The sequence below is a fragment of the Bradyrhizobium sp. YR681 genome (assembly GCF_000282615.1).
Lineage (GTDB): Bacteria > Pseudomonadota > Alphaproteobacteria > Rhizobiales > Xanthobacteraceae > Bradyrhizobium.
Window position 1 is genome coordinate 23,070 of the sequence record NZ_AKIY01000227.1, and the last position, 26,538, is coordinate 49,607.

The 26,538-nt window shown below is 63.8% G+C and carries 18 protein-coding genes; 11 read left to right on the top strand and 7 right to left on the bottom strand.

Annotated features, from left to right (window positions below; all coding sequences use genetic code 11):
- Positions 1 to 24 precede the first annotated feature (24 nt).
- Positions 25 to 1,527 carry a flavin-containing monooxygenase gene (locus tag PMI42_RS24130; RefSeq protein ID WP_035966473.1) on the top strand — a complete coding sequence of 501 codons (1,503 nt, stop codon included), beginning with the start codon at positions 25 to 27 and terminating at the stop codon, positions 1,525 to 1,527.
- A gap of 231 nt (positions 1,528 to 1,758) precedes the next feature.
- On the opposite strand, the gene PMI42_RS24135 is transcribed toward PMI42_RS24130, so the two are convergent.
- Both PMI42_RS24135 and PMI42_RS24140 read right to left on the bottom strand, forming a co-directional pair.
- Positions 1,759 to 2,685 (bottom strand): response regulator, encoded by a 927-nt coding sequence (locus PMI42_RS24135; protein WP_008138936.1) that lies wholly within the window; start codon positions 2,683 to 2,685, stop codon positions 1,759 to 1,761.
- Entirely contained in the window at positions 2,669 to 6,040 is a 3,372-nt protein-coding gene (locus PMI42_RS24140; protein ID WP_008138937.1) for a hybrid sensor histidine kinase/response regulator, read from the bottom strand. Before PMI42_RS24140 ends, PMI42_RS24135 begins: the two co-directional genes overlap by 17 nt.
- A gap of 178 nt (positions 6,041 to 6,218) precedes the next feature.
- On the opposite strand from PMI42_RS24140, the gene urtA reads away from it, so the two are divergent.
- From urtA to PMI42_RS24185, 9 genes are all read left to right on the top strand, one after another.
- Complete coding sequence (gene urtA / locus PMI42_RS24145) at positions 6,219 to 7,478, top strand: urea ABC transporter substrate-binding protein (protein ID WP_008138940.1); 1,260 nt, start codon at positions 6,219 to 6,221, stop codon at positions 7,476 to 7,478.
- Positions 7,479 to 7,608: 130 nt separating this feature from the next.
- Complete coding sequence (urtB, locus tag PMI42_RS24150) at positions 7,609 to 8,535, top strand: urea ABC transporter permease subunit UrtB (protein ID WP_008138941.1); 927 nt, start codon at positions 7,609 to 7,611, stop codon at positions 8,533 to 8,535.
- A 17-nt stretch (positions 8,536 to 8,552) separates the two neighbouring features.
- Positions 8,553 to 9,695, top strand: a complete 1,143-nt coding sequence (gene urtC / locus PMI42_RS24155; RefSeq protein ID WP_008138943.1) for an urea ABC transporter permease subunit UrtC — start codon at positions 8,553 to 8,555, stop codon at positions 9,693 to 9,695.
- Between the two features lie 10 nt (positions 9,696 to 9,705).
- Positions 9,706 to 10,461, top strand: a complete 756-nt coding sequence (urtD, locus tag PMI42_RS24160; RefSeq protein ID WP_008138945.1) for an urea ABC transporter ATP-binding protein UrtD — start codon at positions 9,706 to 9,708, stop codon at positions 10,459 to 10,461.
- An 11-nt stretch (positions 10,462 to 10,472) separates the two neighbouring features.
- Entirely contained in the window at positions 10,473 to 11,162 is a 690-nt protein-coding gene (gene urtE / locus PMI42_RS24165; protein WP_008138947.1) for an urea ABC transporter ATP-binding subunit UrtE, read from the top strand.
- 27 nt (positions 11,163 to 11,189) lie between these two features.
- Positions 11,190 to 12,419 (top strand): formamidase, encoded by a 1,230-nt coding sequence (gene fmdA / locus PMI42_RS24170; protein ID WP_008138949.1) that lies wholly within the window; start codon positions 11,190 to 11,192, stop codon positions 12,417 to 12,419.
- A 113-nt stretch (positions 12,420 to 12,532) separates the two neighbouring features.
- Positions 12,533 to 12,910 (top strand): FmdB family zinc ribbon protein, encoded by a 378-nt coding sequence (locus PMI42_RS24175; protein ID WP_008138950.1) that lies wholly within the window; start codon positions 12,533 to 12,535, stop codon positions 12,908 to 12,910.
- 45 nt (positions 12,911 to 12,955) lie between these two features.
- Positions 12,956 to 13,996, top strand: a complete 1,041-nt coding sequence (locus PMI42_RS24180; RefSeq protein ID WP_008138952.1) for an aliphatic amidase — start codon at positions 12,956 to 12,958, stop codon at positions 13,994 to 13,996.
- 188 nt (positions 13,997 to 14,184) lie between these two features.
- The gene (locus tag PMI42_RS24185; protein WP_008138953.1) at positions 14,185 to 17,322 is read left to right on the top strand and encodes an autotransporter outer membrane beta-barrel domain-containing protein; all 3,138 of its coding nucleotides are present in this window, start codon (positions 14,185 to 14,187) and stop codon (positions 17,320 to 17,322) included.
- A 36-nt stretch (positions 17,323 to 17,358) separates the two neighbouring features.
- On the opposite strand, the gene PMI42_RS24190 is transcribed toward PMI42_RS24185, so the two are convergent.
- The gene (locus tag PMI42_RS24190; protein ID WP_008138956.1) at positions 17,359 to 18,189 is read right to left on the bottom strand and encodes an MlaD family protein; all 831 of its coding nucleotides are present in this window, start codon (positions 18,187 to 18,189) and stop codon (positions 17,359 to 17,361) included.
- Positions 18,190 to 18,343: 154 nt separating this feature from the next.
- Entirely contained in the window at positions 18,344 to 20,563 is a 2,220-nt protein-coding gene (locus tag PMI42_RS24195; RefSeq protein WP_008138958.1) for an acetate--CoA ligase family protein, read from the bottom strand.
- A gap of 200 nt (positions 20,564 to 20,763) precedes the next feature.
- Between PMI42_RS24195 and PMI42_RS24200 the strand changes: the two genes are divergently transcribed.
- On the top strand, positions 20,764 to 22,401 hold the full coding sequence (locus tag PMI42_RS24200; protein ID WP_008138960.1) for a glycosyltransferase family 2 protein: 1,638 nt from the start codon (positions 20,764 to 20,766) through the stop codon (positions 22,399 to 22,401).
- Between the two features lie 11 nt (positions 22,402 to 22,412).
- Here PMI42_RS24200 and PMI42_RS24205 read toward each other — a convergent pair whose 3' ends face one another.
- The 3 genes from PMI42_RS24205 to PMI42_RS24215 form a co-directional block, all read right to left on the bottom strand.
- A complete protein-coding gene (locus tag PMI42_RS24205; protein ID WP_008138962.1) occupies positions 22,413 to 23,405 on the bottom strand; it encodes a glycosyltransferase in 993 nt (330 codons plus the stop codon).
- Positions 23,406 to 23,524: 119 nt separating this feature from the next.
- A complete protein-coding gene (locus PMI42_RS24210; protein WP_008138963.1) occupies positions 23,525 to 24,094 on the bottom strand; it encodes a class GN sortase in 570 nt (189 codons plus the stop codon).
- A 106-nt stretch (positions 24,095 to 24,200) separates the two neighbouring features.
- Entirely contained in the window at positions 24,201 to 26,462 is a 2,262-nt protein-coding gene (locus PMI42_RS24215) for a marine proteobacterial sortase target protein (protein ID WP_008138964.1), read from the bottom strand.
- Positions 26,463 to 26,538 lie beyond the last annotated feature (76 nt).

The window sequence follows — 26,538 nt, forward strand, 5'->3', positions numbered from 1 at the left end:
AACAAGCAAGGCATAGAAGCAACAATGAATGTCGCTGTTCGCAGTCACGCCACCACCAAGCAGGCCATGGAGCATTTCGACGTGCTGATCGTCGGTGCCGGCATCTCCGGCATCGGCAGCGCCTATCACATCGAAAAGCAGCTGCCGGGCACGAGCTACGTCATTCTGGAAACGCAGGCGACGTTCGGCGGCACCTGGAGCACGCATCGCTATCCCGGCATCCGCTCCGACAGCGACCTCCACACCTTCGGCTACAGCTTCAAGCCCTGGGTCGGCCCGCCGATCGCGAGCGCCGAAGAAATCCTCAGCTATATGAACGAGGTGATCGACGACAACGATATCGCCCGCCACATCCGCTACAAGCACAAGATCAATTCCGCGAGCTGGTCGAGCGAGCAGAATCTCTGGACCATCGAGGCGACGACGACCGACACCGGCGAAGCCAGGACCTTCACCGCGAACTTCCTCTGGATGTGCCAGGGCTACTATCGCCATTCGGAAGGCCACACGCCGGAATGGAAGGGCACGGACCGCTTCAAGGGCCGCATTGTCCATCCCCAGACCTGGCCGGATGATATCGACCTTGCGGGCAAGAAGGTCGTCGTGATCGGCTCGGGCGCGACCGCAGCGACACTGGTGCCGAACATCGCCGACCAATGCGCGCATGTCACCATGCTGCAGCGCTCGCCGACCTATTTCCGGCTCGGCCGCAACGCCATCGAAATCGCTGAAGAGCTGCGCCGGCTCCAGGTGGATGAAGCCTGGATCCACGAGATCGTTCGTCGCAAGATCCTGTTCGAGCAGGATGCGTTCACGAAGCTCTGCTTGTCCAAGCCGGAGCAGGTGAAGAAAGAGCTGATCGGCCAGATCAGCGCGGTGCTCGGCCCCGACTACGACGTCGAGACGCATTTCACGCCGAGTTACCGGCCGTGGCGGCAGCGCATCGCCTTCGTGCCCGATGCCGATCTGTTCAAGGGCATCGCCAGCGGCAAGGCCTCCGTCGTCACCGACGAGATCGAATGCTTCGTCGAGAATGGCATCCAGCTCAAGTCGGGCAAGTTGCTCGAAGCCGAAATCATCGTCACCGCGACCGGCTTCAACCTCTCGGCACTCGGTGACATCGCTTTCGAGATCGACGGCAAGCCACTCGCCTTCGGCGACACAGTCACCTATCGCGGCATGATGTTCACGGGCGTGCCGAACATGGTCTGGGTGTTCGGTTATTTCCGTGCCAGCTGGACGCTGCGCGTCGATCTCGTCGCCGATTTCGTCTGCCGGCTGCTCGGCCACATGAAGGCCAAGGGCGCGAAGAAGGTCGAGGTCAAGCTCCGCGCCGAAGACCACAACATGCCGATCCTGCCCTGGATCGATCCGGAGAATTTCAATCCCGGCTACATCATGCGCGACATGAATTTGCTGCCCAAGCGCGGCGACAAGCCGGAATGGCAGCACAGCCAGGATTACTGGACCGAGAAGGACGAGATCCCGAAGACAGACCTGGACGACAAGGCGTTTGTTTACGGGTGAGGGGGCCGTTGGTGTAAGGGGCGGCGGCTATCGCCCCGCACTCCACTGTCGTCCCGGGGCGCGAAGCGAGCCCGGGACCCATACTCCCAGGGAGTGGTTATAGGGCGAGCTGGCCACTCCGGGTCTTCGCCAAACATCCCCTGTGGCTATGGGTCCCGGATCTGCGCTTCGCTTGTCCGGGACGACACTGTTTGTTGGTTAAGCGGCGTCCCAGCTCACTCTCATTTCAGACTACGAATTCCTTCTTGTCGCATTCGTCGCAATCGCCGCCGCGGCCGTCCGGTTCTCAACGCCGAGCTTGGCGTAAATCTGCTCCAGATGCTTGTCGACCGTGCGTGGGCTCAATCCAAGAATCTGCGCGATGTCGCGGTTGGTCTTGCCCTTGCTGAGCCAGGCCAGCACCTCGCCCTCGCGGGTGGTGAGGCCGAGCTCGCTGGTGAACTCCGGCGGCAGCGCAGTGCCGGATTCCTTCGAGAGTCGCAGCAGGAATTCGTTCGGCGCGGTTTCGCCCATGTAATAGAAGCGAAGCTGCGGATTGTCGGGCAGGGCGGCCGCCTGCGACTTCGCGTTGCTCTTGCCCCTGGCCTGCTCCAGCCATTGCAGCAATGACGGGGGCAGGACGAAGTCGTCGGCCTGCGCGCCATGATGGTCGGCCAGCAGCTTTTGCGCCTGCGGGGTGGCCCAGAGGATGTGGCCTTGCCGGTTGACCGCGAACAGGAAGCGGCCGGAGACGTCGAGCGCTGTGCGCGCGCTCTGGGTCAGGCGGGCATTGCCGAGATGGACTCGGATGCGCGCCAGCATCTCCTCGATCACGATCGGCTTGGTCACGTAGTCGACGCCGCCGGCGTCGAGTCCGCGCACGATGTGCTCGGTTTCGGCAAGGCCCGTCATGAAGATCACGGGCACGTTGGCGAGGCCCGCATCGCGCTTGAGGCGGCGGCAGGTCTCGAACCCGTCAATGCCGGGCATCACCGCATCCAGCAGCACGATGTCGGGCGTGATCTGGTCGACAATGCGCATCGCGCTCGCGCCGTCGAGCGCCACCATCACCGTCATCCCGGCGCCGTCCAGCGCATCGGTGAGCAACCGCAGCGTTTCGGGGGAGTCATCGACAACGAGCGCTACGTCGCGCTTCTTCGGTTCAATGCTCATAAGCATGCAACGTCTTCAATGTGGCCATGTACTGGTCGAGATCGAAACGGTCGACGAGTGAGCGCATCTGCGCGACGAAGTCGGCGTGCTCAGGGTGCTCGCTGCCGATCTCGTCGAGCTTGAGCTGGATTCCCTTGACGTAGCCGATCTGGCCGAGCCCGATCAGCGCCTCGATGTGCCGCACCGGCGGCTTCGATCCGCTCTCCGGTCGCCAGAACGGCACCGCGATCTCGTCCGAGCCGTATTGCCATTCGATCTTGAGGAGCTGGCGGATCGTCTCCAGCAGCCGCGGAATGTCGATCGGCTTCATCAGATAGCCGTCGTGGAAGGGTTGCGCCAGCGGCGTGCCGTGGGCCTCCAGCGCGCTCGCCGACACCATCAGGATCCGCGCCTGGTGATGGCCGCTCGCGCGCAGCGCCTCCGCCACGGCCCAGCCGTCCATGGCCGGCATGGAGATGTCGAGCAGGAACAGATCGGGCCGGCAATGCTGCGCCAGCGCGAGGCAGCCCGCGCCGTCGGGGGCGCTGAGCAGGATGAAGCCGAGCGGCGTCAGCACCTCGCGCAGGAGATCGCGATGCACTGGGTCGTCGTCGGTGATGAGGATGGTCTTGCGCGTGCCGTGATAGCCGGAGACCGGCGCCTTCACCGGCGCGATGCGCTGCGGGTTGGTGACCTCCGACAGCAAGATCTTGACCTTGAAGGTGCTGCCGGCGCCGACCGTGCTCAAGACCTTGATGTCGCCGCCCATGACGCCGGCGAGCAAGCGGCTGATGGTCAGGCCGAGCCCGGTCCCGGTCTGCGGCTGCGAGACACCGAGCGCGCCGCGCTCGAACGGCGCGAAGATGCGCTCGAGATCGTCGCCGCGAATGCCGGGGCCGGTGTCGATCACCTCGAACTCGGCGACCGGGCTGCGATAGTGCACGACGAACTGCACGCTGCCGGTCTGGGTGAACTTGATCGCGTTGGAGAGCAGATTGATCAGGACCTGGCGCAGGCGCTTCTCGTCGGCATAGACCACGAGCGGCAAATAAGCCGGCCGCCTGAACACGAAGTCGATGCCCTTGGCAGCGGCCTGAAGGCGGAACATGCCGACGAGTTGATCCAGGAACTCGCTGAGCCGCACCTCGTCGCGCGACAGATAAAGCCGCCCCGCCTCGATCTTGGAGATATCCAGGATGCCGTCGATCAGGCCGGAGAGGTGATCGGCGCTGCGGCGGACCACGCGGACCTGGTCGCGCGGCTTGGTGGTCAGCGTCGAATCCTGCTCCAGCAGCTGGGCATAGCCGCTGATCGCGTTCAGCGGCGAACGCAGCTCGTGGCTGAGGCCGACGACGTAGCGGCTCTTGGCGAGGTTGGCGGATTCGGCGACCTCCTTGGCGCGCTGCAGCTCGGCATCGGTGCGCTTGTGCGCGTCGATCTCCTGGATCAGGAGCGCCGTCTGCCGTTTGGTTTCAGCCTCCGCCGCGCGGCGGCTCTGCTGCGCCAGCACGAACAGCCAGGCCACCACGCCGATGATGATGCTGAGCGAGAAGAACACCTTCCACAGCACGTTGGAGACGAGCATGTTCTCGCCATGTACGCTCGCGGAGGTCTGGAGATAGATCAGCCCCAGCACCAGTGCGACGAGGCCGGCCGAGACGACGAAGACCCCGATGTAATGGCCGAACTGCGAGTTGATCCGCTGATAGATCGGCTGTGGCAAGATCCTGCCAAGCGCCTCGGAGAATTGCACCTGCGCGCGCGCATGCGGCTTGCAGAGGTCATGGCAGCGTGCATCGAGCGAGCAGCAGAGCGAGCAGATCGGGCCGGCGTAAGCCGGGCAGGAGGTCATGTCCTCCGGCTCAAAGCTGTGTTCGCAGATACAGCACTGGATCGCCTCGATATTGGCCCAGCTTCGCTTCGGCTTGCGCGCGATGTAGTATTTTCCGCCGGTCAGCCAGGCGATCACGGGTGCGGTGACGAAGGCGACCGTCAGCGCAACGAAGGCGGCGAGCGCCTTCATGGTTGGGCCGAACAGGCCGTAAAAGGCCGCGATCGAGACGATGATCGCGAGCGTCATCGCGCCGACGCCGACCGGATTGATGTCGTAGAGATGCGCCCGCTTGAACTCCATCTGCGGCGGCCGCAGGCCGAGCGGCTTGTTGATCACGAGATCGGACACCAGCGCGCCGACCCAGGCAATCGCGACGTTGGAGTAGAGCGCCAGCGTCTGCTCCAGCGCCTTGTAGACGCCGATCTCCATCAGCAGCAGCGCGACCATTACGTTGAACACCAGCCAGACGACGCGCCCGGGATGGCTGTGGGTCAAGCGCGAGAAGAAATTCGACCAGGCGATCGAGCCGGCATAGGCGTTGGTGACGTTGATCTTGATCTGCGACAGCACCACGAAGAAGCCGGTCAGCGCCAGCGCGAGATCCGGCTCCGACAGCACGTAGCGAAACGCCACGAGATACATGTGCGCGGGCTCGGCGGCCTCTTCGGGCGGTACGCCATGGCTGAGCGCGAAGAAGGCGAGGAACGAGCCCGCGAGGAGCTTCAGCGCGCCGAGCACGATCCAGCCCGGCCCCGCGCTCATCAGCGCAATCCACCACGATGCTTTCGAGGTGCGCCGGTCGCGCGGCAAAAAGCGCAGGAAGTCGACCTGCTCGCCGATCTGCGCCACCAGCGAGAACACGACAGAGGATGCGACGCCGAACAGCAGCAGGTCGAAATGGCCGCCGAGGTCGCCGTGCTCGCCGGCGAATTTGTGCCATTCCGTGAAGGAGTGGGGGCTTGCCCAGGCGATTGCGGCAAAGGGCAGGATGTGGAGGACGATCCAGAGCGGCTGCGTCCAGAGCTGGAAACGGCTGATCAACGTGATGCCGTAGGTCACCAGCGGAATGATCGCGACCGCGCTGATGAGGTAGCCGATCGGGCGCGGGATGCCCAGACACATCTCCAGCGCGGTCGCCAGGATCACCGCCTCGACCGCGAAGAAGATGAAGGTGAAGGAGGCGTAGATCAGCGACGTGACGGTCGAGCCGATATAGCCGAAGCCGGCGCCGCGGGTGAGGAGGTCAATGTCGATGCCGCATTTGGCGGCATAATAGGCAATGGGTACGCCGCAGCAGAAGATGATGGTGGAGACAACCAGGATGGCGGCGGCGGCGTTGGTGACGCCGTAATTGAGGGTGATGGTTCCGCCGATCGCTTCGAGAACCAGGAACGAGATCGCGCCGATCGCGGTGTTGGCGACGCGGGCGGCGGACCAGCGTCGCGCGCTTTTGGCGGTGAAGCGCAGGGCGTAGTCTTCCAGCGTCTGGTTGGCGACCCATTGGTTGTACTGGCGCCTGACGCGGTCTATTCGCTGCCGCCCTGCCACTCGAACCCCACTCCCGAAGACGTCCGAAACCTCTCGCGAACTCGCAAATCCCGTACCAAAAGCCTACGTCGGTATTTTGCGGTGCAGTATACGCGATCTTGCGTATGCTTGCCCTGCACAAATTCGAGCCATCCTCACGGCACCAATCGCGTGTCCTCGAACAAACAGTGGGGTGCTCATGTCAGACGAAGCAAACAAGGGCTTGTTGTCGCCGTTACGGCGCAAACTATTGATGGGAATGGCCGCCGTGCCGGCCATCACGATGCTGCCGAAGGCATCGTTTGCGCAGGCCCCGGCGACCTCGGCGGTCAACACCACGGGTCTCGCGGTCACCGACACCGAAGTGACGGTCGGCATCCTGCATTCGGCGACCGGCACCATGGCCATCTCCGAGACCGGCTCGATCGAGGCCGAGAAGCTCGCCATCGAGCAGATCAACGCCATGGGCGGCGTGCTCGGCCGCAAGATCAAGTTCATCCAGGAAGACGGCGCCAGCGACTGGCCGACCTTCGCCGAAAAGGCCAAGAAGCTTCTCGTCAACGACAAGGTCGCGGCCATCATGGGCTGCTGGACCTCGGCCTCCCGCAAGGCAGTGCTGCCGGTCATGGAGCAGTACAACGGCATGCTCTATTACCCGACCTTCTATGAAGGCCTCGAGCAGTCCAAGAACGTGATCTACACCGGCCAGGAAGCGACCCAGCAGATCCTCGCCGGCCTGAACTGGATCGCCAAGGAGAAGGGCGCAAAGTCGTTCTTCTTCATCGGCTCGGACTACATCTGGCCGCGCACCTCGAACAAGATCGCGCGCAAGCATGTCGAGAACGTGCTGAAGGGCAAGGTCGTCGGCGAGGAATACTATGCGCTCGGCTCGACCCAGTTCAATTCGGTCATCAACAAGATCAAGCTGACCAAGCCCGACGTGATCTTCACCGACGTCGTCGGCGGCTCGAACGTCGCCTTCTACAAGCAGCTCAAGGCTGCCGGCATCGACCTCTCCAAGCAGGCGCTGCTGACGATCTCGGTCACCGAAGACGAAATCGACGGCATCGGCGGCGAGAACATCGCGGGCGCCTATGCCTGCATGAAGTACTTCCAGTCGCTCGACAACCCGAACAACAAGACCTTCGTGCCCGCGTTCAAGAAGATGTGGGGCGAGAAGACCGTGATCGGAGACGTCACCCAGGCTGCCTATCTCGGCCCGTGGCTGTGGAAATTGACGGTCGAGAAGGCCGGCTCGTTCGACATCGACAAGATCGCGGCGGCTTCGCCCGGCGTCGAGTTCAAGGGTGCTCCGGAAGGCTATGTGCGGATCCACGAAAACCATCACCTCTGGTCGAAGACCCGGGTGGGCCGCGCCAAGCTCGATGGCCAGTTCGAGCTGATCTACGAGACCGCCGATCTCGTCGAGCCGGATCCGTTCCCCAAGGGCTACCAGTAAGAAGCGGCATCCGTCGCGCTTTCTCTCGAGATCAACAGCTCCCTGGCGTGGACAGCAAATCCACGCCCAAGACCCCCGCGTCGCGAACCTGCTCGCGGCGCGGGACCCTTACCCCTGACGGAGGACATCGATGTTCGGCGACTACTCGCTTGGTGATCTTGGCTCCATCTTCGTCATGCAGGGGTTTGCAGGACTGATCCTGTTCTCGGTCTACGTGCTGATGGCGCTCGGTCTTGCCATCATCTTCGGCCAGATGGGCGTCATCAACATGGCCCATGGCGAGTTCATGATCCTCGGGGCCTACGTCACCTGGATGACCTCGAGTTTCTTCCAGTCCCATTTGCCGAGCCTGTTCAGCGGCTACTTCTTCCTCGCGATGATCCTGGCATTCATCGCATCCGGTGCGCTGGGAATGCTGGTGGAATGGGTGCTGATACGGCACCTCTACAAGCGCCCGCTCGACACGCTGCTCGCCACCTGGGGCCTCAGCCTGATGCTGCAGCAGGCCTATCGTTCCGTGTTCGGCGCGCGCGAGGTCGGCGTCGAGCTGCCGCAATGGATGCTCGGCTCGCTGCACGTGAGCGACAGCATCGAAGTGCCGATCAACGGCGTCTTCGTGATGTGCCTCACCGTGCTGATCACCGTCGGCGTCGCCTACGTCATGTACAAATCGCGCTGGGGCCGCCAGGTCCGCGCCGTGGTGCAGAATCGCATCATGGCCGGCGCCGTCGGCATCAATACCGAGAAGGTCGATCGCTACACGTTCGGACTCGGTTGCGGCATCGCCGGCGTCGCCGGCAGCGCCTTCACCATGATCGGCTCGACCGGGCCGACATCGGGCCAGCTGTACATCGTCGATACGTTCCTCGTCGTCGTATTCGGCGGCGCGGCCAGCCTGCTGGGCACTATCGCCTCCGCGTTCTCGATCTCGCAGACGCAATCGACGTTCGAATTCTTCATGTCGGGCTCGATGGCCAAGGTGCTCACGCTGCTCGCTGTCGTCGGCATCCTGATGCTGCGGCCGCAGGGCCTCTTCGCCCTCAAAGTCCGCAAATAACGGGAAGCAGGCAAGTCATGGTCATCAATTCACGCTTCTTCAATCGCTCCGAGCTCATGGGCTTCATTGTCCTGGCTGCCGTGCTGTTCGTGATCTTGCCGCTGACGCTGGATGTGTTCCGCCTCAACCTGGTCGCGAAATACCTGACCTACGCCTTCGTCGCACTCGGCCTCGTTCTGTGCTGGGGCTATGGCGGCATCCTGAGCCTGGGACAGGGCGTGTTCTTCGGCCTCGGCGGCTATTGCATGGCGATGTTCCTCAAGCTCGAGGCCTCCAGCGTCGAGAACACGAAGATCCAGTCGACGCCCGGCATTCCCGACTTCATGGACTGGAATCAGATCACGTCGCTGCCGCTGTTCTGGCAACCGTTCCACAGCCTCACCTTCACCATCCTCGCCATCATCCTGGTCCCCGGCATCTTCGCGCTGATCATCGGCACCGCGATGTTCAAGCGCCGCGTCGGCGGCACCTATTTCGCGATCATCACCCAGGCCGTCGCCGCCATCCTGACGATCCTGATTGTCGGTCAGCAGGGCTATACCGGCGGCATCAACGGCATGACCGACCTGAGGACCCTCAAGGGCTGGGACATCCGGCCCGACCACGCCAAGGTTATCCTGTACTTCGTCGAGGTGGTGCTGCTGTTCGCGTGTATCGGCATCGCGCAGTTCATTCGCCTGACCAAGCTCGGACGCATCCTGGTGGCGATGCGCGAACAGGAGGATCGCGTCCGCTTCTCCGGCTACAGCGTCGCCAATTTCAAGATCTTTGCGTTCTGCATGGCCGCGGTCTTCGCTGCGATTGGCGGCGCCATGTTCGCGCTCAATGTCGGTTTCATGTCGCCATCCTTTGTCGGCATCGTGCCGTCGATCGAGATGGTGATCTACACCGCGGTCGGTGGGCGCATGTCGATCTTCGGCGCGATATGGGGCGCCATCCTGGTGAATTTCGCCAAGACCAGCCTCTCGGAATCATTCCCGCAGCTCTGGCTGTTCGGCCTCGGCGGGCTGTTCATCGCGGTCGTGCTCGCCTTCCCGAACGGTCTGTCCGGGCTCTGGGCCGACTACATCCAGCCCCACATCGACCGCCTGTTCACCTCGCGCAAGTCGAAGGCGGGCTGGAAAGACAATTCGGTCGCCGACGGCGCGCCGGCAGAGTGAGGAGACCATCATGCTCGTCGGACATCAGCCCAAGGAATTCCTGCTCGCGGTCTCCGGACTAACCGTCTCGTTCGACGGGTTCAAGGCCGTCAATGACCTTTCCTTCTACATCGAGGAGAACGAGATCCGCGTCATCATTGGACCGAACGGCGCCGGCAAGACGACCGTGCTCGACCTGATCTGCGGCAAGACCAAGGCGACCGAAGGCTCGATCCAGTTTCGTGGCACGGAGCTGACGAAGCTGAAGGAGAACGAGATCGTCAAGGCCGGAGTGGGGCGTAAATTCCAGACGCCGTCGGTGTTCGAGGATCTCACCGTGTTCGAGAATCTCGAGATTTCCTTTCCGCGCGGCCGGTCTGTGTTCGGCTCGCTGACCTTCCAGCGCGACCAGCAGGTCAAGGACCGCGTTGAGGAAGTCGCAGAAATGATCTTCCTCAAGGAGAAGCTCAACACCTACGCGTCCGAGCTCAGCCACGGCCAGAAGCAATGGCTCGAGATCGGTATGCTGCTGATCCAGGATCCGGACCTGTTGATGCTCGACGAGCCCGTCGCCGGCATGAGCGTATCCGAGCGCGCCAAGACCGCCGAGCTGCTCAATCGCATCATCAAGAATCGCTCGGTCCTGGTGATCGAGCACGACATGAAGTTCGTCGAGGACATCGCGCACAAGGTCACCGTGCTCCACCAGGGCCAGATCCTCTCCGAGGGCACCATGGAAAAGGTGAAGAACGACCCCAAGGTCGTCGAAGTTTACCTCGGTCACTAGGAGCGCGGATCATGCTGGCAATTTCAGACCTCCACGTCGCCTACGGCCAGAGCGAGGTGCTGCACGGGCTCAACGTCAAGGTCGCCGCGAACGAGATCGTCGCGATCATGGGCCGCAACGGCATGGGCAAGACCACGCTGATGAAATCGCTGATGGGCATCCTGCCGACCAAGAGCGGCTCGGTGACCATGGACGGCGCCGAGCTGGGCAGCCTGCCGAGCTACGCGCGCGTCGCCAAGGGGCTCGCCTATGTGCCGCAGGGTCGCATGATCTTCTCGACCATGACGGTGAAGGAGAACATCGAGACCGGCCTCGTCGTCTCCGGCGGGACCGAGGTGCCTGAAGACATCTACGAATTGTTTCCGGTGCTGCTGGAGATGAAGGGCCGCCGCGGCGGCAATCTCTCCGGCGGCCAGCAGCAGCAACTCGCGATCGCCCGCGCGCTCGCGACCAAGCCGAAAGTGCTGCTGCTGGACGAGCCGACCGAGGGCATCCAGCCGTCGATCATCAAGGAGATGGCGCGCACCTTGAAGCGCATCCGCGACGAAAAGGGCCTCTCGATCGTCGTGTCCGAGCAGGTCCTGAGTTTTGCGCTCGATATCGCCGATCGCGTGCTGGTGATCGAGAACGGCGAAATCGTGCGCGACGATCCGCGCGACGCCGTCGATGCCGCGCAGGTCTCGAAATATCTGTCCGTCTAACCAACCGCAGTAGAAGGGAGCATCTCGATGCCAGAGACACTGATCAAGGTCGATCTCACCAAGTCGGCTTACGAAAATGACATGGTGCACAACCGCTGGCACCCCGACATTCCGATCGTGGCCTGGGTCAATCCCGGCGACGATTTCATCATCGAGACCTATGACTGGACCGGCGGCTTCATCAAGAACAACGATTCCGCCGACGACGTGCGCGACATCGACCTGTCGATCGTGCACTTCCTGTCCGGCCCGATCGGCGTCAAGGGCGCCGAGCCCGGCGACCTCCTCGTCGTCGACCTGCTCGACGTCGGCCCGATGAAGGAGAGCCTGTGGGGTTTCAACGGCTTCTTCTCCAAGCAGAACGGCGGCGGTTTCCTGACCGACCATTTCCCGCTGGCGCAGAAGTCGATCTGGGACATCAAGGGCCTCTATACCTCGTCCCGCCACGTCCCCGGCGTCAACTTCGCAGGCCTGATCCATCCCGGCCTGATCGGCTGTCTGCCCGATCCGAAGATGCTGGAGACCTGGAACAAGCGCGAGGCCGAGCTGATCTCGACCAACCCGACCCGCGTGCCCGGCCTTGCCAATCCGCCGTTCGCGGCGACCGCCCATGGCGGCCGCGCCAAGGGCGACGTCAAGGCCAAGATCGGCGCGGAAGGTGCTCGCACCGTGCCGCCGCGCGAGCATGGCGGCAATTGCGACATCAAGGATCTCTCGCGCGGCTCGAAGATCTACTTCCCGGTCTATGTGCCCGGCGCCGGTCTGTCGATGGGCGACCTCCACTTCAGCCAGGGCGATGGAGAAATCACCTTCTGCGGCGCCATCGAGATGGCGGGCTGGCTGCATCTGAAGGTCGAGGTGATCAAGGACGGCATGGCGAAATACGGCATCAAGAACCCGATCTTCAAGCCGTCGCCGATCACGCCGAACTACAAGGACTATCTGATCTTCGAAGGCATCTCGGTCGACGAGCAGGGCAAGCAGCACTATCTCGACGTCCACATCGCCTATCGCCAGGCCTGCCTCAACGCGATCGAGTATCTGAAGAAGTTCGGCTATTCCGGTGCCCAGGCCTATTCGATCCTCGGCACCGCGCCGTGCCAGGGTCATATCTCCGGCGTGGTCGACGTGCCCAATGCCTGCGCCACGTTATGGCTGCCGACCGAGATCTTCGACTTCGACGTGATGCCGTCGGCGGCAGGACCCATCAAGCACATCACCGGCGATATCCAGATGCCGATCTCGCCGGACAAATAGCCAGTGCTCTCCCTCTCCCCGTCCTTACGGGGAGAGGGTCGGGGTGAGGGGCTGTCTCCGCACGAACGGTGGCAGGTGCTGTGTTGAACAGACCATAGCGTAGGGATGATGCGATGCCGGTCTATGAATATCTCTGTGACGACTGCGGTCCGTTCAAGGATCTCCGCCCGATGGCGGAATGCGACGATCCGCAGAGCTGCCCGCACTGCGAGATGATGGCGCCACGCGTCATCCTGACCGCGCCGAATTTCTTCTGCATGCCGGCGGAGAAGCGCAAAGCCCACGCCGTCAACGAGCGCAGCTCGCACGCACCGCAAACACTTGCGCAATACAAGGCCTCGCACGGACCGGGTTGCGGCTGTTGTTCGTCAGGCAAGACCGTGAAGGACAAGAACGGGTCCGACAGGAAGAAGCCGGCGCGGCTGGTGACCAAGACCAAAAGCGGCGCCAAGGGTTTTCCCACCGCGCGCCCCTGGATGATCAGCCACTAACGCTACGTGCCAACAGCAAACCAATAAAAGACAGGAGCGCTCAACATGCTTCACGGTGATATCTCCAGCAGCAACGACACGGTCGGCGTCGCGGTCGTGAACTACAAGATGCCGCGGCTGCACACCAAGGCCGAGGTGCTCGACAACGCCCGCAAGATCGCCGACATGATCGTCGGCATGAAGATCGGCCTGCCCGGCATGGACCTCGTGATCTTCCCGGAGTATTCCACGCAAGGCATCATGTACGACTCCAAGGAGATGTACGAGACGGCGTCCATGGTGCCGGGCGAGGAGACCGCGATCTTCGCGGAAGCCTGCCGCAAGGCCAAAGTGTGGGGCGTGTTCTCGCTCACCGGCGAGCGCCACGAGGAGCATCCGCACAAGGCGCCCTACAACACCCTGATCCTGATGAACGACAAGGGTGAGATCGTCCAGAAGTACCGCAAGATCATGCCATGGGTACCGATCGAAGGCTGGTATCCCGGCAATTGCACCTATGTCTCCGAGGGTCCGAAAGGCCTCAAGGTCAGCCTGATCATCTGCGACGACGGCAACTATCCGGAGATCTGGCGCGACTGCGCCATGAAGGGCGCCGAGCTGATCGTGCGTTGCCAGGGCTACATGTATCCGGCCAAGGAACAGCAGGTCATGATCTCCAAGGCGATGGCCTGGGCCAACAATGTCTATGTCGCGGTCGCCAATGCCGCCGGCTTCGACGGCGTCTATTCCTATTTCGGTCACTCCGCGATCATCGGCTTCGACGGCCGTACGCTCGGTGAATGCGGCGAGGAGGATTACGGCATCCAGTACGCCCAGCTGTCGAAGCATCTGATCCGCGATGCGCGCCGCAACGGCCAGTCGCAGAACCACCTCTACAAGCTGGTCCACCGCGGCTACACCGGCATGATCAATTCCGGTGACAGCCCCCGCGGCGTCGCGGCCTGCCCCTATGATTTCTACAAGAATTGGATCGCCGATCCCGAAGGCACCCGCGACATGGTGGAAGCGATGACCCGCTCGACGCCGGGGACCGCGGAATGCCCGATCGACGGCATCCCGAACGAGGCGGCGGCCAGCAATTACTGAGCTGTTGCGACCGGCTTCATGCGCCAAATGGGAATTTGGCCCTGCAAACCGTGTCCCGGTTGCAACATGACCTCCGGATTCTGCCTCGGTTGTGGGTCAAACCGACGCATTCCGGTGGCGCCGTAGTTCTACGGAACCTTCCCATGGCCTAAGTTCCCCGGGAACTGGCGGGGAAGCGGGGGCGTGACGTGAGGGGCGAGGGGCTATCGAGGCGGCAGGATCGACTGCGCCGGCGCAGCGCCGCGTTGCTCGTCGGCGCATCTGCGTTCGTTTTGGGATCCAGCCTGTGCGCATCGCCGGCGAACGCGGCTTGCACGCCCGATCCGGCCACGAGCGGCCAGACCGTCACCTGTAGCGGCACCGACGCGGACGGCTTTCAGGCCGGGGCCGGCGTCGATGCCCTCAATGTCAACGTGCTGTCAGGCGCGACCGTGGACGACAACGGCGCGCTCTCGATTGGCGTCAACGATTCCAGCACCGTCACCAACAACGGCACCGTGTCGGCCGGCTCGGGCCTAACCGGCATTGCCGTTGGAAATTCCAACACCGTGATCAACAACAGCATCATCACAGTGATCGACAACGGTCTCGGCATCCAGGCAATCGATCACAACGTCATTACCAATGCCGGAACGATCACGACGGGCGACAGCGGCGCCGCGATCTCGGTCGGTGACAACAACACCGTCACCAACAGCGGTGCGCTGTCGGTCGGCGCGTCGGGCGTGGGTGTCTTCGCCGGGGTGAGCAACACGATCACAAATGCCGCGACGGGCACGATTACGGGCGGTGACGGTGCAACCGGCATCTTGGCGTTCGGCAGTGCAACCATCACCAATGCGGGCGCGATCGCGGTCGGCGATTCCGCCGGCTTCTCCGGCGGCATTCTGGCGATCAGTGACAACAACACGATCACCAACACGGCCACCGGCACGATCACGGTCGGGCAGAACGCCGCCGGCATCTTCCTGCAAGGCGACTTCCAGACTGTCAGCAATTCTGGTTCGATCACGGCCGGAGATTTTGGCGTCGGCATTGCCGTGCTGGGCGACGACTCGAAAGTCACCAACGGCGGCACGATCACGGTCGGGGGCAGCGGGACGGCCGGCATTTCGATGCAGGGTGACCGGGCCACGATCAGCCAGAGCGGCACGATCAATGTCGGCCTGGGCGGGGTGGCCATCGCCTATACCGGCTCGTCCTCGACGATTACCAACAGCGGGCAGATCACGGGCGCCGACTTTGTCGAGGGCATCTTCGTCGTCGGCGATTCCAACATTGTCACCAACACGGGCAAGATCACCGTCGGCGACACTGGCGTCGGCATCGACGTCAGCTCCTTCAGCACGACCAACCAGATCGTCAACACCGGCACCATCACCGTCGGCGCCAACGGCACGGGCATCATGCTGAGCGGCGGCGGCAGCCTCTTCAACTCCGGCACCATCGATGCCAGCGCGGCCGGTGCCATTGCGATCGACTTCTGCGGTTGCGGCAACAACACGCTCACCCTCGGCCCCGGCAGCGTCATCAACGGCCAGGTATTTGCGTCCGGCACCGACACATTCCAGCTCGGCGGCACCGGCAAGGACACGTTCAATCTCGACCTGATCGGCGTCGGCCTCCAGTACGACGGGTTCTCGACCTTCAACAAGGTTGACAGCTCGACCTGGACGATCACCGGCACCGGCAATCAGGACTGGAATGTGCTTGGCGGTACGCTCCTGCTCGCCGGCACCATCAACGGCACTGTGTCCGTCGCCACCGGGGGCACTTTCGGCGGCATTGGCACGGTCAGTACGATCGCCGTCAATGGCGGCACGTTTGCGCCGGGCAATCCGACCGGGACGCTGAGCGTGTCGGGCGATCTCACCTTCACGTCGGCGTCGAGTTACATGGTGCAGGTCTCGGGCGCCAGCAATGGCCTTGCGGTCGTGACCGGAACGGCGACGCTCGGCGGCGCCACCGTCGTCGTGGTTCCGACCGGCTCGATCGCGAAGCACTACACGATCCTCAGCGCGGGGACGCTGCCCGATACCTTCAATCCCGTCGTCGCGGGCCTGTCGCCGAACCTGCACGCGACGCTGAGCTATGGCCTCAACAATGTCGACCTCGACCTCGCGCTCGGCTATGGCGGCGGCCTCAACATCAATCAGCAGAACGTCGCCAATGTGCTGACGAACTATTTCAACCGCACCGGCAGCCTTCCCGTGGCGCTCGCCAATCTCTCTCCGGCCGGTCTGACGCAGGCCTCGGGCGAATCGGGCACGGGGTCGCAGCAGACGACCTTCAACGCGATGAACCTGTTCATCAGTCTGCTGACCGACGTGTTCGGCTCAGGCCGCAGCGGCGCGCCCGGTGCGACGCCCTATGCCGACGACGCGAGCGCGAATGCCTATGCCGCGACCGGCAGGAACGCGCGTGACAAGAACGCGCGCGACGCCTTCGCCGCGATCCACCGCAAGGCGCCGCCCGCAACGTTCGAGCAGCGCTGGGACGTCTGGGCTGCGGGCTATGGTGGTTCGCAGACCACTGATGGTAATGTCGCCCTCGGCTCCAACAACACCAGCAGCAGCGTCTATGGCACCGCCGTTGGCCTCGATTATCGCTTCTCGCCGTCGACGATCGCCGGCTTTGCGCTTGCCGGCGGCGGCACCGGCTTCAATGTCAACGGGCTCGGCTGGGGCCGCTCCGACCTGTTCCAGGCCGGCGCCTTCGTGCGTCACACGGCGGGGCCGGCCTACATCACGGCCGCGCTGGCCTATGGCTGGCAGGACGTGACGACCAATCGCATCGTTACCGCTGCCGGCACTGACCAGTTGCGCGCGCAGTTCAATGCCAATGCCTTCTCGGGCCGCGTCGAGGGCGGCTACCGCTATGCCACGCAGTGGATTGGCTTGACGCCCTATGCTGCGGCTCAAGCCACTCTGTTCAGCCTGCCGAGCTATTCGGAGTTCGCGGTGGTCGGAAACAACACCTTTGCGCTCAACTATGGCGCCAAGGACGTGACCAGCACCCGCACCGAGCTCGGCTTTCGCGCGGACAAGTCGTTTGCTGCGGCCGGCGGCCTGATGACCTTGCGGGGCCGTCTCGCCTGGGCGCATGATTTCAACCCGGATCGCACCGTCGGCGCGGTATTCCAGACGTTGCCGGGCACGGCCTTCGTCGTGAATGGCGCCGCCCAGTCGCGCGATTCCGCGCTGACCACGGCAGCCGTGCAGGTGAACTGGATGAACGGCTGGTCCGCATCCGCGACTTTCGAGGGCGAGTTCTCGAACGTCACCCGCTCCTACGCCGGCAAGGGCGTCGTGCGCTACGCGTGGTGAAGCGCGCCGCCCTCCAGGGGAGGGTAAGAAAGATCCCTACTGCTTCTTCTGCGGGGGCTTGCGCGGCGGGCGCGGGGCGGCGGCAGGCGAGGGCGTGCCAGCCATCTTGTTCGCGGTCTCGCTGACGTCGAGCAGCGAGCGACGGATATCCTCGATATAGCTCGCCGATTTCTTCTTCATGGCATCGGTGAGCTCGTGCAATCCCCTGATCTTCTCGAACAGCTCGTCGGCCTTGCCGTCGACGAAGCCTGGCACCACGCTCTCGATCTTGGTGACCGCCTTGTCGAAGCCCGCGAAGGCGCTGTCGACCTTGGCCATGACGGCATCGATCTCGCCACCCTTGCTCCTGAGATCGGCGGTGTGGGTCTCGAACGTGCGCAGGCCCTCCTTGATCGCAGGGGCGTTGCTGACGATGGTGCGGTCGACGCTGTGCAGGGTGTCGACGATCGTTTCGACGTCGCTGAGATCGGCGGTCAGCACGGGAATGCCGTCCGAATCCAGCGGCACAGGCGGTGCGGAGGGCGCGCCGCCGATCAAGGAAACCGCGGCGATGCCGGTGAGACCCTGGAACTCGATTCCGGCCACGGTGTCCTTGCGGATCGGCGCGGAATTGTCGAGCATCACCAGCGCCACGACCTTGCGCGGATTGTCCAGCTTGATCGACAGGATCTGGCCCGCGAGCACGCCGTCGAAATTGACCGGGCCGCCGCGGCGCAAGCCGCTGGCGGAACCGCCCTCGAACACCACGCGCAACTGGCTGCGGCTCTGGGCGGTGCGCCATTTCTGCACGCCGAGCAGGCCGCCGAACGCCACGGCAATCACCGCCAGCGTCGCCGTTCCGATCACAAGATTGCTCGCGCGTGCCATCGGGCGATTCTACGGCCAAAACGGGAGGGTTGGAAGGAGTCCCAATGGTAAGTAGGGCGGGTTAGCGAAACGTAACCCGCCACTATCTATCGCCGACGTGGGGATGAATTGGCGGATTACGCTTCGCTAATCCGCCCTACGGACTCACGCGACATCAATGTCCGGCGGCGCGTTTTGCCGCGGCATTGTTCAGAACGATCAGCGCATCGACGGCCACGCCCGTCCTGGTATTGATCAGGAACGGGTTGATGTCGATCGAGGCGATTCGATCGCCGGCATCCGCGATCAGATTGGACAGGCCGACCAGCGCCTTCACCGCGGAGGCCTCGTGCAGGGGCGGCTTGCCGCGATAGCCGCGCATCTTGATGCCGGCCTTGGTGCGGCCGATCAGGAGCCGTGCTTCGGCCTCGTCCAGCGGCGCGCCGGCGAGCGCGACGTCCTTCATCAGCTCGATGTCGATGCCGCCGGTGCCGAACAGCACCAGCGGCCCCATCTCGGCGTCGAGCGAGGCGCCGACGACGAGCTCCAGGTCAGCCTTGACCTGCTGCGCGATCAGGATGCCGTCGAGCTTCGGCTTGCCCTTCAGCTTCGCCACCCGTGCGGTGATGTCTAGAAATGCCTTCTTCACCTCGGCGGCGCTGTTGAGATTCAGCACCACGCCGCCGATGTCGGATTTGTGCAGGATCTCGGCGCTGACGACCTTCGCCACGACCGGAAAGCCGATCTGCTTGGCGATCTTCACGGCCTCCGCCGCGGTCCGTGCGATCGCTTCCTTCGAGATCGGGATGCCATAGGCTTTGAGAAGCTTTTTGGAGGCGACCTCGTCGAGTGCGGCGCCGGTTGCCGATTTCAGCGCCTTCTCGAGCACGGCACGCGCGGCCGGCTTCGAGCTCGCGACGATGTCGGGCACTTCCTTGCGCAGCTTCGCATAGTCGAGCAGCGATCTGATCGCGGTCACCGCACGGTCCATGCCCTGCATGACCGCGAGATGCGGCAGCGATTTGCGCAAGCCCTTCGTGAACTCGGTGAATCCGATCGACATCGCGCTGATGTAGATCACGGGCTTTGAGGCCTGGCTGGCCATCTCGTCGACGATGCGCAGGTTTCGCTCGCGCAGCTCGTGCGGCGTCTTCGGCAGCTCGGCATCGACGATGACGATGTCGATGTCAGGGTCGTCGATCATCAGCTTGATCGACTTCATGTAGACCGACGGGTCGACCACCGCGGCAAAGCCGGCGTCGAGCGGATTGCCGACGATCGAGCCCGGCCCGAGCATCTTGGCGAGCTCCGAGCCGACGTGCGGGCTCAGCGGCGCAAAGTTCAGGCCTTCCGCATAGAAGGCGTCGAGCAGCATGCCGCGCTTGCCGCCTGACAGCGTGACCGCGGCGAGCCGGTCGCCCTTGGGCATGGCCGCGTGAACGAAGCACTCGGTGGTCTCGATCAGCTCGTCGAGCCCGCCGACCCGGATGACGCCTTCGCGCGTTGCAATGGCATCGAACGTCTCGATCGAGCCGGCGAGCGCGCCGGTATGGGCCATCGCCGCCGCGCGGCCGCCCTCGGATGAACCGAGCTTGAGCGCGATCACCGGCTTGCTCGCGGCGCGCGCGGCCTTGCAGGCGTCGCGAAACGCCTTGGTGTTGCGCACGCCCTCGAGATAGACGACGATCACCTTGATGCTCGGGTCCTCGGCGAAATAGCGCATCAGGTCGGGCGTCTCGAGCCCGGTCTCGTTGCCGGTCGTCACCATGTAGCCGACCCCGACGCCGCGGTCCTCCAGCGCCTGGCGGATCGCCATGACGATGGCGCCGGACTGTCCGGCGATCGCCACCGCGCCCTGTTCCATGGTGACGATGCGGTCGTCGATATTGGTGAAGAGCTTTTCGCCGGCGCTCAAATTGCCGAGACAGTTCGGGCCGGTGACGGCGAGTCCCGTCTCGCGCACGGCTTGCTGCAGTTCGGCGGCGAGCTTCTGGCTCTCCTCATCCTGCAACTCGCTGAAGCCCGAGGTGACGATGGTGGCCGAACGCGCGCCGGCCGCGGCGGCGTCGCGGATCACCTGCACGGCAAAGCGCGCCGGCACCAGCACCAGCACGTGATCGGGCTTTTCCGGCAGGCTCGCAAAATCCTTGTAGCAGGGCACGCCCCAGATCGTCTCGCGCCTGGCGTTGAGCGGATAGAGCCCGCCCTCGTAGCCGTATTTGACCAGATTATTCCAGATGCGCTCGGCATAGTTGCCGGGCTTGTCGGTCGCGCCCACCAGCACGATGTTGTGCGGGTGCAGCATGGCGTGGATGCCTTTGACGACGTCGCTGGCATCGGGTGATGGAGACCATGGGCGCTGAGAAACGGACGCTGCAGGCACTCGGGCTTCCATGGCGTTTCCTCACCTTTTGTTTTTGTTGCAGCGCGCTGCCATGCGCCGGTATCCCGGGGTCGATCGTGACGGGCTCCATGCCGCGTGGCGGAATGGTGGAGCTTCGCAACAAAGGCTAGCATCACCAGAGTTTTGGCGAAAGTGCGAACGGCGGGGCGAGGTGCTAGGACTCCGCGACATTCAACGTCTCAAAGGTGATCATGCCGCTGCTGTCCGTCGTGGTGCCCACGCTCGATCGTCCCGACACGCTTCGTCACGCACTCGCGACCATGGCGTGCCAGCCCGCTGCTGCCGATTGCGAGTTCATCGTCCAGAACAACGGCGGCAATCCCGAGATTGCGGACATGGTCGCGGGTCTGAACGACGCGCGCTTCAGGCACTTCGCCAGCGATACCGTTCTGACCATGACCGATAATTGGGAGGCCGCGCTCGGCCATGCCGCGGGCGAGTACGTCACCTTCATCGGCGACGACGACGGGCTGATGCCCTACGCCTGCGCCACGGCAACGGACATTCTGGCGGATCGCAAGATCGATCTTCTGAGCTGGCGTGCGTACAGCTATTATTGGCCGAATTACTACCATCCGGCCTTTCGCAACAGGCTGGTTGCGGAGATCGACCTCGTCTCGTCCGCACGGCGCGTCTCGTCGCGGAACGAGCTGGCGCGCATCTTCGGCTTTCAGGCCCACTATTCATACCTGCCGATGATCTACAATTCATTCGTCCGCCGCAGCGTCATCGACCGGATGCGCGCGGCCGGCGGCCGCTATTTCATCGGTCTCTCTCCCGATGTGGCCTCCGGCATCGCCAATGCCGCGCTGACCGACAGCTTCGTCCGCCTGTCGCGGCCCCTGAGCATGTCCGGCATTTCGCGGCACAGCACCGGCCACGCGCTGTTCTTCGAGACGACGGACCTGCTCGAGACATCGCGTGGCGCCCGCGATTTCGGCGCCGTTGACGGCGATCCGAAACTTCCCGACCTCAATGCACTCCAGCTCTTCATCGCCAAGGACATGCTCGTCCTCAAGGACCTGCTGCTGGCCGATGACGATCATGTCCGGCTCGACTACATGACGCTGGCGCAGGCGCTTGCAACCGACATCAACAATCGGCCGTCCCTGTATGATCGGACCGTGCAGACCATCGGCGAACTCGCCGGCATGCATGGTTTCGATGTCGCCGACATCGTCATTCCCGCACGCCGCACGCATCGCCCGCTTCCCGGCCGGGGCGTCCGCGCAACCGGATTGAACCGTGTGCTTTACGAGCTGGACGGCTCCGCGCTTGGACTTAATTCGATCGCGGATGCGGTGCGCGTGATTGCGCAGTTCGTTCCGGATCAGGCTCCGTTCGACCCGGCCGCCCTGGAAACGTCCGTGTCCGCGCCTGTCCTGGGCGGGGAGGAGCTTGCATTCGCGCGTGACGGGACCGGCATCGCCGCGCTGGCCGAGGGATGGAGCGAGCCGGAGCAATGGGGCACCTGGTCCATCGCCAGGAACTGTGTGCTCCGCTTCGAGGTCCGTCCCGTTCCGCCACAACCGGCCGAGATCGTGCTGGCGTGCCGGGCTTTCGTCTCCGACAGGAATCCGCAACTGCGGGTCGTCTGCCGCGTCGGCAACGGAGCGCCACAGGAGCTGACATTCTCGACCGATGGGTTCGCCGGCCTGCGCCGATTGACGCTCGATCCGGCCGCGATCGCCGCCGATGGGATGGTCACCATCAGCCTCGCATTATCCGATCCGCTCTCACCTGCGGATCTGGCATTGGGCTCCGATGTCCGTCCGCTCGGCATCGGGCTCGAACGGATCTGGCTCGATCGCGGTGCCCGAGGCCGCTGACAACAGCCTGCTCAGTGCCGCAGCAGGCTCAGCTTGTAGGCGTAATGATAGGCCAATTGCTTGGCGAGATAGGGGGCGATGGCGCGGCGGATTTGCAGCTGCGTCGGGTCGAAGCCGAGAACGCGGCGCCGCAGGATACCCATCTCCTTGACGCCGACTGCATAGGTCGCGGCCGTCTTCTGGGCATCGTGGATCCGGAAGCAGGCGAGAAACCGCGGCAGCCGTACGAACTTGAATCCTGCGGCCTGTGCCCGAAGGATGAAGTCCCAGTCCATCGCATAGTGAAAGCTCTCGTCGATCGGACCGATCCTGTCCCACACGCGCCTGCGCCAGAACATTGTCTCCTGCGGAATATAATCGGCGTATTGCAGCGTCTTGTCGTCATGGGGCGGCAGCACGGCACGCCCGACCTCGAGGCCCTCGCGATCGACGAAGACGCGATGGCCGTACACGACGTCGACATCGGGATGGGACATGAAGTAGTTGGCGACATAGGCCAACGTCCCCGGCAGCAGGATGTCGTCGCTGTTCAGGTACGCCATGATCTCGCTGTCGACGCCGGCAAAGCCGAGATTGATGGCATTGGACTGCCCGTTGTCCGGCGCGCTCTTCCAGCTGATGCCGTCGCCACGGCTCTTCAGCAGATCGATCGTGCCGTCGATCGAGGCGCCGTCCTGCACGTGGTAATACAGGTTCGGATAGTTCTGGCTGACGATGCTCTCGATCGTGGCGCCGAGATATTGCGCATGGTTGTAACTGGGCGTGACCATGGCGATCCGCGGCGCACCTGCGGGGATCGCCGGTGCGGAGGGGAAAGCGGTCAGGTTGAGCAGGCGCGGCGGATATTGCTCGAAGGTCCAGATCGGCGGCCGGCGCCAGAGGCTCCTCAACGAGGTTCGTCTTTGTCCGGCGGCAATGAGGTCCTGATTCCTTTCCAGGAGCGCGACGCGATTTTCGAGCTGCTCCAACCGCTGCTCGAGACGCTGCCTGTACTCGTCGTCCATGACGGTCGGTCCCGGAAAGCGCAATGTCAAAATCAATCGTCCATTCTTATAGGTCAATCGGCAGTCCCGCCAGTTCACCGGTTCCAGCAAACGATACCGGACCGGCCGGTCGCGAACGGCTATTCACCTGTCCCCATCAAGGTTGCATGCAGGATGTAGCGCTCGGGGCCGGACGTGATGGCGTCGAACGGCCAGCAGGTCGTGAGCACAAGCTCGGCATCCTGCGCCGCGGGATCGATGCCGGACTCATCGAAGCGGACCACGGCGGAGAAATCCGCCCGGTAGCGAAAGCGTCTGCCGTCACTGCGCGTGACATCGATTACGTCGCCAATGGTAACATTCCGCAAGAAACGGAAATGTGTGTCGCGATGCGCTGCATATACGGCAACACCGCGCTCGCCGGCATCAACCGTTTGGTGGATATGGCCGGGTCCGAAGGCAAGCGCCTGGCCGCTCGTGCCTTCCAGCACGATGGCGCTGGCCCCGATCCGCTTCACCTCGATCCGTGCGACCGGCCAGGTGTCTGCCCATGACCATGGCCTGACAGCCTGGCCGGTCGCCACGCTCCTGTCGAAGGCGCGCTCCAGCAGCACCTGCGCCAGCCAGGCCTTGGCATGGATGTAGGCGCCGTCGCCGAACAGGAGCAGGCCGACGAGTGCCAGAACGAGGGGAGAGATGAGGCGGGGCATTTGTCTCCACACCCGCAATGACGGCAAGAAGAAAAAGGCGCGCGCGGCCGTTGGTGTGGGACGGGCAGCCGCGCGCGCTAACAGAGGAGTTCGGGGGGCTCCTCTCTCAAGCGGCGTCAGTGAGCAAGGTCTGACGCCGGTTGAACACGAACAGGATCAGGGCGAGCACGATCAGAATCAAACCTCCGATCATCTTCAGCTCGGCCGAAGTGGCAGTCTTGGGCAGGCGGATCGCATCGGGGGCGGCGGGTGTCGGCCGCCTCGTCGCTGGCTGGTTGCGGGCATCGGCATGGCGTTCGCGCAAGTGCGTCGGTGCCTGCTGCGGCCGCTCGCCAAAGACCTTCGCGAAATCCCAGCCGGCCGGCAGGTTGATCGGCAATTCGCTCAGCCTGAGCGGCGCGCCTTCGGGGCGGCTCGGCGTCTTGTCGACCGCGACAAGGCTGGTGAGGCGCGTGACGATCTGGTGGTCGAGCGCCAGCGCCAGGATCGCTCTGTCGGAATCCTCGGGCGTCATCTCGCGGAGGGTGCGCGCCACCTCGGCATCGCCGATCTTGCGCCTGGCCCAGAGTTTTGACAGGCCCTTGCCTTCGGCGGCGTTTTGCAGCGGCAGCGTCACCGACCACGGGCGATCGCCGATGCGTCCCTTGATCTCGAGCGAGCCCGCGAGCTTGTCGAGCTTCGCGGCCAGCACCAGCGGTTCGTCGCGATAGACGTCGGGAATGATCGCCGGCGTCACGTCCGCCTTGGCGTCGGAGAACTTTGCGCTGAGGCCGGTCACGGCCGGGTTTTCCAGCTTTGCGAACAGGCCGCGCATGCGCTCCTCGACCTGCTCGACCGAACCGATATGGGTGAAGGCGCCGCGTCCGAGTTCGGCGGCACGCGTCATCAGATAGGTGTTGGGTGCGGAGCCGATGCCGACCATGAACACGCGGGAGCGGCCGCGCATGGCCGTGATCGTCTCGAACAATTGCTGCTCATTGCCGATCGCGCCGTCGGTGAGGAAGACAACCTGGCGAACCATGTTGGTGTCACCGATCCTGTCGGTCAGCGCGGCGCGCATCGCCGGCACCATCTCGGTGCCGCCGCGGGCCTGCAGTGCGCTGACGAACGAGGTGGCCTCGCCGACATGCGCGGCGTCGGCCGGCACCGAGGCTGGGAACAGCACGTCCATGGTGTCGTCGAAGCGGATCACGTTAAAGCGGTCATTGGGCTGGAGGCGGCCGAGTGCGTAGGTCAGGCTGGCCTTGGCCTGAACGATCGACGTGCCGCCCATCGAGCCGGAATTGTCGATCACGAACACGACCTCGCGCGGCAGCGGCTTTTGTGTTGCCTGCTCGGCGCTGGGCGGGGTGACGAAGGCGAGCAAATAGTCGGCATCGCCGACGCGCTCGCGGAACAGGCCGACTGACGGCGCTTTCTCCGCGGCCGGCTTCCAGGTCAGCTCGAAATCGCGGTCGGCGGGCACCGCGCCAGCGGCGAGCGTGATGACACGCGTCGTGTTATCAGGGCTGTCCGTCTTGACGTTATGATGGTGGCTCTTGACCTCGCCGAGCGCAAAGCCGGCCTTCAGGCGCACCGTGATGCTGGTCGGATTGACCGGCGCGCTCTTCGCGGGATCCAGCACCTGTGGCGCGATGCGGTCACGATCCGGCACAGGGTTCGAATTCGTCGCGCCCCAGCCCGAACCATCCTGGCGGAAGTCGACGCTCTGCACGATCGGCGCCGGATTGTAGCGCGGCGCAACCGCCAGCGGCACGCGGAGCGAATATTCATTGCCGGATTGCACCGGCTCCTGATATTCGATCTGCACCAGCACGGTTTCGCCAGGACCGATATTGGCGACCGAGTTGGTGAAGATGTTGGGCCGCTCCTGCTCGGTGAGCGCGGCCTTTCGGCCGGCGCGGCGCGCCTCCTCGTAGATCACGCGCGCCTGCTGCCGCTCCTTGATGTCGCCGACGATGATGCGGTCGCCGACCACCATCTTGAGCGTATCGACGGCGCCATTGGTCGCGAGCGGATAGACATAGGTGGCCTCGACCCAGTCCTTGGTCGGATTGCGGAACACCTGGGTGATGCGTGCGCGCAGCGTCGAGCCCGACACGGTGATGTCGACGTCGGTGCCGAGGCGGATCGCTTCGGTGGTGGCGCCGTCTTCCTTCAGGAGGAGCGTGCCCGACCTGGCGTCGCCGGGCTGGAGCAGGCTGGCCTGCTCGGTCGTCGCCGACCAGCCCGGCTCAAAACTCACCAGCAGGGCGACGAAGGCGACCAGCATCACCGCGATGCCCTGCACCAGCAGAAACAAGCCGAGCGTGATCAGCCGCCCCAGCATCGGATGCTCGTCGCTGTCTGTCGTATCGTAGCTGTCCATCTGGCCTGCTCCCGAAGGGTGTTCGCTGGTCCAAAGCATCGGCCGGAAGAGCCCGATGTCGCGAGCAGAATGATCG